This window comes from Blastococcus sp. KM273128, assembly GCF_021698975.1.
In the GTDB taxonomy this organism is placed as follows: Bacteria; Actinomycetota; Actinomycetes; order Mycobacteriales; family Geodermatophilaceae; genus Blastococcus.
In genome coordinates this window covers 1-6,602 of the sequence record NZ_SSXA01000120.1, presented here as the reverse complement: position 1 = coordinate 6,602, position 6,602 = coordinate 1, and the positions used below count along the sequence as shown (strand labels likewise).

Sequence of the window (6,602 nt, the reverse complement as noted above, 5' to 3'; positions counted from 1 at the left end):
GGGCGTGCGGCCCCATCCCCACGAGCGTGGTCACCGCCGCGTGGTCCAGCAGCAGGGTCCGGCGGTACCGCTCGGCGCCGGCCCGGACCAGGTGCGGCTGGCGGCGGCGGTCCGTCGGCGACCCCGGGTTCACCAGCCGCAGGCCGGAGGGGGCCGTGGTGTCCCAGGGGATGTGGCTGTGCCCGAAGACCAGGACGTCGGTGTCGGGGAACCGGGCCGCGCACCGGGCCTCCCGGCCCGCCGCCTGCCCCGTCTCGTGGACGACGGCGAACCGGACGCCCCCGATCTCGGCGCGGGCCACCTCCGGCAGGCGGTCGCGCAGCGGCCCGTGGTCGTTGTTGCCGTGCACCGCCACCAGCCGCGCCGCCCGCTGCTCGAGCGCGTCGAGGAGGGCCACGTCGACCCAGTCACCGGCGTGCACCACCACGTCGGCGGCGTCGATCGCGGCCCACAGCGCATGAGGTAGCTCACGCGCGCGCTTCGGCACGTGCGTATCTGCGGTGAACACCAGCGAAACAGGCACGACGACATGCTTGCAGGCCACTACGTTCTCTCCCGGCCGGCGATCCGGCCCGCTCCGCACGACCCGAGGACCTCCCGTGACCGAACCCTCCCTTCCCCCTGCCGCGGCCGGCGCGCCGGCCGCGGCCGACGAGCCCTACGAGAAGCGCTGGCTGGCCCTGGGCGTCATCGCCATGACCGTCCTGCTGGTCATCCTCGACGCCACGATCGTCAACATCGCGCTGCCCGCCGTCACCGCGGACCTGGGCATCAGCGCCGCCAGCCAGCAGTGGATCGTGACCGCCTACACGCTGACCTTCGGCGGCTTCCTGCTGCTCGGCGGCCGCATCGCCGACTTCTGGGGCCGCAAGCGCACCTACCTGGTCGGCGCCGCCGGCTTCGCCGTCGCCTCGGCGCTGGGTGGCATCGCCCAGAACGAGGCGATGCTGTTCGGCGCCCGCGCGCTGCAGGGCGTCTTCGGCGCGCTGCTCGCCCCGGCGTCGCTGGCCCTGCTGACAGTGCTGTTCACCGACCCGAAGGAGCGGGCCAAGGCGTTCGGCGTCTACGGCGCCATCGCCGGCGGCGGCTCCGCAGTCGGCCTGCTGCTGGGCGGCGTGCTCACCGAGTACGCCGACTGGCGCTGGTGCTTCTGGGTGAACCTGCCGGTCGCCCTGCTCGCCATCGTCCTGGCGGTCCCGATCGTCCCGGAGAGCAAGGCCCCCGGGGACACCAGCTACGACATCCCCGGCGCGGTGCTGGTCACCCTCGGCCTCGGCGCCGTCGTCTACGGGTTCACCCGCGTCGCCGAGGCGTCGCAGGCCAACGCGGCCGAGGCCGCCGCCGCCAACGCGCAGGCCGCCGCCCAGGGGGCGCCGGCGCTGGTCGCGCCCGAGAGCGGCTGGACCGACGGCCTGGCCTGGGTGTTCATCGTCGGCGGGCTGGTGCTGGTGGCGCTGTTCGTGCTGCTGGAGCTGCGCACCCGCAACCCGCTGCTGCCGATGCGCATCGTGCTCGACCGCAACCGCGGCGGGGCCTACCTCACCTCCACCCTGGTGGGGGCCGGGCTCATCGGGGCGTTCTTCTTCCTGAGCCTTTACTTCCAGCAGGTGCTGGGTTACGAGCCGGTCACCGCGGGCCTGGCCTCGCTGCCGGTCACCCTCGGCGTCTTCGTCTCGGCCGGCGCGTCCAGCGCGCTGCTCCCGCGGGTCGGGCCGAAGCCGCTCATGGTGCTCGGTGGGTTCCTGGCCGCCGCGGGGCTGTTCACCCTGTCCTTCGTGGGGCTGGACACCGGGTTCTGGGCGCTGCCCTTCCCGGGCCAGCTGCTCCTGGGCCTGGGCCTCGGCTTCACCTTCGTGCCGCTGTCGAACCTCGCGCTGGTCGGCGCCGGGCAGCACGACGCGGGTGCGGCCAGCGCCATGCTGAACGCCACCCAGCAGGTCGGCGCCTCCATCGGCACCGCCGTCCTGGCCTCGCTCTCGGTGGCGGCGATCAGCACCTACACCGCCGACGCGCTCACCTCCGGGGCGGACCCGCGGGACCCGTCCGTCGGGCTCGCCGCGCAGGTCGAGGGCTACACCACGGCGTTCACCTGGGCGGCCGCGCTGCTCGTGCTGGGCGCGGTCGTCGCCGCGGTGCTCATCAAGGCGACGAAGGAGGACCTGCCGGCCGAGGGCGACGCCGTCGTCCACGTCGGCTGAGAAAGAACCCCGCTGCCCCCCCACGCCTCGCACGCTCGGCGTGGGCCCCTGCAGCGGGGCCATCCCCGGGCGCCCTTCCCCACGACGGGAGGGGCGCCCGGTGCGTTCCGGGGGGATCAGGCCCGCTGCCGCTCCGCGAGGGCGCGCAGCCGGGCGTTGTACGCGGTGAGCTCCGTGTCGCCGTCGCGGTCGGCCGCCCGGTCGAGGGTCCGCGCCCGGCGCTCGTCCGACCGCGCCCACGAGAAGAACACGACCGACAGCACCAGCACGGTGGGCAGCTCGCCGAAGGCCCACACGATGCCCCCGGCCACGGCCTGGTCGGCCAGCGGGTCGACGCCCCACCCGGCGGGCGGCTGGGCGAAGGTGTCGACGACGAGCGAGCCGGCCATCATGATCGCGACGCCGAAGAAGGCGTGGAACGGGACGGGCAGGAACAGCTCCATCATGCGGCCGGGGTGGCCGAGCGTCCGCGGCCACGGGTCCTGGGCGACGATCGGCCCGAAGAACAGCAGCCCGGTGACGACGAAGTGGGCCAGCATGAACTGGTGCCCGGCCGGGTTGGACATGAGGGCGTCGAACAGCGGCGTGAAGTAGACGCCGTAGAGGCTCGCCAGGAACAGCGGGATCGTGAACAGCGGGTGGGCCACGGCGCGGGCGAAGCGGCTGTGCAGCGCCTCCAGCAGCAGGGCCCGCGGGGCGCCCGCCGGGCCGCGACCGCGCGGCAGCGTGCGCAGCGCCAGCGTCACGGGCGCGCCGAGCAGCAGGAGCAGCGGGGTGATCAGCGACAGCACCATGTGCTGGGTCATGTGGATGCTGAACAGCACCATGCTGTAGCCGTTGAGCCAGGTACCGGTCACGGCGAAGAGCGACGCGGTCCCGCCCGCCCAGGCCAGCGTCCGCCACCACGGCCACGAGACCCCGGTGCGCCGCAGGCGCACGACCGCGGCCAGGTAGACGACCAGCCCGACGATGCTGAGGACGGCGAGCACCGACCAGGCGTCCAGGTGCGGGAGGAGCATCCGCCCCCACGTCGGCGGCTCGTCCGGGACCCACATCCCCGAGTGGTGCCCGTGGTCCACCGCGATCCCCTTCTGCCGACCGGTCGTGCGCATCCACTGTCCCACTGCGCACCGCCGTCCCGGCCGGCGGTGGCCGCGATCTGCCCCACGTGCGACGCCGCCCCCCGCCGGAGTGGTCCGGCGGGGGGCGGCGTCGTGGTGGGGACGGCGTCAGATCTGGACGCCGCGCTCCCGCAGCCACGGCAGGGGGTCGACCCGCTCGCCGTCGATGCCGCCGATGCGCACCTCGAAGTGCAGGTGCGGGCCGGTGGACTGGCCGCGGTTGCCCAGCAGCGCGATGGTGTCGCCGGCGCGCACGACCTGGCCGGGCGTCACCAGGATCTCGTCCATGTGGCCGTAGACGGTGACGTCGCCGTTGTCGTGCTGGACGTACACGACCAGCCCGTAGCCGCTGGCGGGGCCGGCCTCGAGGACGACGCCGTCGGCCGCGGCGTACTCCGGCGTGCGCATCGGCGCGGCCAGGTCGATGCCACCGTGGAGGGTGCCCCAGCGATGGCCGAAGCCGCTGGTGAGCCGCCCGCCCTCGACCGGGAGCACCGCCTTGGGGCGCGCTGCCTCGGCGGCGGCACGGTCGGCCTCCTCCTGGGCGACGCGGTCGGCCTCGGCCTGGACGTCCGCGGCGGCGGTGCGGTCGGCGTCCCGGGCGTTGCGGCTGGCGACCACCTCGCGCAGCCGCTCGGTGTCGTCCGCGTCGACCTGCGGCGCCGCGGCGGAGGCGTCGATGCCGAGCTGCTCGGCGACGCTGATCGAGGAACCGGCGGTCTCGGTCCCCACCTCGGTCGCGCCGCTGACCGACGCCCCGCTGATGCTGAGCGCGCCGATGAGGGCCGCGGCCAGGTAGAGCGAGGACCGGCGGCGCCCGGCGGCCGGGAGGCGGTCCAGCAGACCGCGGCGGCCCGCCGCGACGGCGGCGACGACCCCGGCCGGCTCTGCCTCGGGCGCGACCGGGGTGTCGCGGACGACGACGACCGGCTCGACGACGTCCTTGACGACGACGACGGCCTCCGGAGTCGGGGCGGCGCCCTCGGCCAGCGCGGCGACATCGGTCACCGGCGCGAGCGCGGCCAGGTCGACGGCGGACCGCTTGTACGGCGTCGGCCGGCGACGGGCGGGCGCTTCCGCGGCGGCCGCCGCGGCGACCTTGGCGGCGATCACCTGCAGGACCGCGGCCCGCGCCGTCGTGGGCTGCGCCGGCGTCGTCGCCCGGTGGCGGCCACCGGCCCGCCGGGTGGCCGCGGTGACAACCCTCGCGCCGGCGGCCTTGACCGTGGCGGCGCGGCCGCGCGTGCGGGTGGTCGGAACGGTGGTCCGAGAGGTACCCGTGCCGCGCGCCTTCCCCTGGCGCTGCGGCGGGACCGCGGACCCGGCCTTCTCCTCGCGCGCCCCGCCGGTGGCGGGGGCCGGAGCGGGCGTGGCGTCGACCGTGCCGGTCGGTGCCGCACCCCCCTCGGGGAGGCGGTCGTGGTGGAGCGAGCTCATGCACCTGACTTCCGTCGGCGGACATTGCAACAGCGACTCCCGGGGAGAGGAGCGGGGCCCATGTAAACACGTCGTGATGGATTCGTGATGTGAGAACCGGGGTACTGACCTGCAGTTCTGTGAACCGGGTCACCGGCGTGAGAGCCGTTCTGTCACATCAGCGTGAGCAGAGTTGCACGCAGAGTGAGGAACGCGCCGTAGATGGTTGAGAGTCGCGCGATCCGGCTCACGTAGGGGCAGAAGACCCTTTTCCGATGCCCGATCGAGGGAGAAGTCGTATGCGCGCAGTGACCTGGCACGGCCGAGGAGACGTCCGGGTGGAGACCGTCCCGGACCCCACGATCCAGGAGCAGACCGACGTTATCGTCGAGATCACCTCCAGCGGCATCTGCGGGTCGGACCTGCACCTCATCGAGGTCATGGCTCCCTTCATGACGGTCGGTGACGTGATGGGGCACGAACCCATGGGCGTCGTCCGCGAGGTGGGGCGGGACGTGACCGCGGTGAAGCCCGGCGACCGCGTCGTCGTGCCGTTCAACATCTCCTGCGGCACCTGCTGGATGTGCGCCGAGGGGCTGCAGTCCCAGTGCGAGACCACGCAGAACCGCGAGCAGGGCATGGGCGCCTCGCTGTTCGGCTACACCAAGCTCTACGGGCAGGTGCCGGGCGGTCAGGCGGAGTACCTGCGGGTGCCCTTCGGCAACACGCTGCCGATCAAGGTGCCCGACGCACCGTCCGACGACCGCTTCGTCTACCTCTCCGACGTGCTGCCCACCGCCTGGCAGGCCGTGCAGTACGCCGGCATCCCGCAGGGCGGGAGCGTCCTGGTCCTCGGGCTGGGCCCGATCGGCGACATGGCCACCCGCATCGCCAAGCACCTCGGTGCCGGTCAGGTCATCGCCTCCGACGTCGTCCCCGAGCGTCTGGCCCGCGCCCGGCGCAACGGCATCACCGTGATCGACTCGACCGACCAGGCGGAGGTGGTCGCCCGGGTGCGCGACCTCACCGACGGCCGCGGCCCCGACGCGGTGATCGACGCCGTCGGGATGGAGGCGCACGGCTCACCGCTGGCCACCATCGCGCAGAAGGCCAGCGCGGTCGTGCCGGACGCGATCATGGAGAAGGTGATGACGGTCGCCGGCATCGACCGGCTGGCCGCGCTCAACACCGCCATCGAGGCGGTCCGGCGGGGCGGCACCATCTCCCTGTCCGGTGTCTACGGGGGCGCCACCGACCCGCTTCCCCTCATGCGCATGTTCGACAAGCAGATCCAGCTGCGCATGGGACAGGCCAACGTGTGGCGCTGGGTGCCCGACATCCTCCCCCTCCTCGTCGACGGCGACCCGCTCGGCGTCGACGAGTTCGCCACCCACCGGGTGCCGCTGGAGCAGGCGCCCGAGGCCTACGCCAACTTCCGCGAGAAGAAGGAGGGCGCGGTCAAGGTGCTCCTGCAGCCCTGACCGACGACGAGGCCCCGGTCACCGCACTCGCGGTGCCCGGGGCCTCGTCGTCCCGGCGCACTTCCCCGGCAGCAGACCATGCCGGTGCCGTCATCCCCGCCCCGGCGCCCCGACATCCACCCGAGCCGTGCTCCTCCCGGCACCTGCCCTCGCCGGCACCCCTTCTCCGGTGGGCCGGAAGTGTCGTACCCCCGGCCTAGCCTGCGGTTGTGTCGTCGGCGGCGGGTTTCCAGGTGGGGGTCGGGGTGTCCTTCGTGGACCCGCTGCCCTCGCCCTGGGAGGTCGAGGACCCCGATCCGCAGCGGTGGGACGAGCCGCTGTCGGCGTGGCTGCCCGCCCAGCGCAGCGCGGCGGAGGCGGTGGATCTGCTGGGGCAGATCGTGGCC

The 6,602-nt window shown here is 74.1% G+C and carries 5 protein-coding genes; 2 read left to right on the top strand and 3 right to left on the bottom strand.

Translation table 11 applies throughout. The features are described from left to right. Positions 1 to 523, bottom strand: a 523-nt coding sequence (locus tag E9529_RS20675; RefSeq protein ID WP_236833153.1) for a metallophosphoesterase, incomplete at its 3' end; no start/stop codon positions are given. Positions 524 to 599: 76 nt separating this feature from the next. Here E9529_RS20675 and E9529_RS20670 point away from each other — a divergent pair. Next, the gene (locus E9529_RS20670; protein WP_236833152.1) at positions 600 to 2,198 is read left to right on the top strand and encodes an MFS transporter; all 1,599 of its coding nucleotides are present in this window, start codon (positions 600 to 602) and stop codon (positions 2,196 to 2,198) included. Positions 2,199 to 2,314: 116 nt separating this feature from the next. On the opposite strand, the gene E9529_RS20665 is transcribed toward E9529_RS20670, so the two are convergent. Then, positions 2,315 to 3,310, bottom strand: coding sequence for a cytochrome c oxidase assembly protein (locus E9529_RS20665; protein ID WP_236833151.1), 996 nt, complete (start codon positions 3,308 to 3,310; stop codon positions 2,315 to 2,317). 117 nt (positions 3,311 to 3,427) lie between these two features. Beyond that, positions 3,428 to 4,756: a M23 family metallopeptidase gene (locus tag E9529_RS20660; protein WP_236833150.1), complete on the bottom strand. Its 1,329-nt coding sequence runs from the start codon at positions 4,754 to 4,756 to the stop codon at positions 3,428 to 3,430. Between the two features lie 278 nt (positions 4,757 to 5,034). Between E9529_RS20660 and E9529_RS20655 the strand changes: the two genes are divergently transcribed. Further along, complete coding sequence (locus E9529_RS20655) at positions 5,035 to 6,216, top strand: zinc-dependent alcohol dehydrogenase (RefSeq protein WP_236833149.1); 1,182 nt, start codon at positions 5,035 to 5,037, stop codon at positions 6,214 to 6,216. Positions 6,217 to 6,602: the final 386 nt, after the last annotated feature.

Bases quoted from the DNA above. Each gene is read 5' to 3' on its own strand.
- E9529_RS20660 (WP_236833150.1), bottom strand. From the start codon at position 4,756: ATGAGCTCGCTCCACCACGACCGCCTCCCCGAGGGGGGTGCGGCACCG.
- E9529_RS20665 (WP_236833151.1), bottom strand. From the start codon at position 3,310: ATGCGCACGACCGGTCGGCAGAAGGGGATCGCGGTGGACCACGGGCAC.
- E9529_RS20655 (WP_236833149.1), top strand. From the start codon at position 5,035: ATGCGCGCAGTGACCTGGCACGGCCGAGGAGACGTCCGGGTGGAGACC.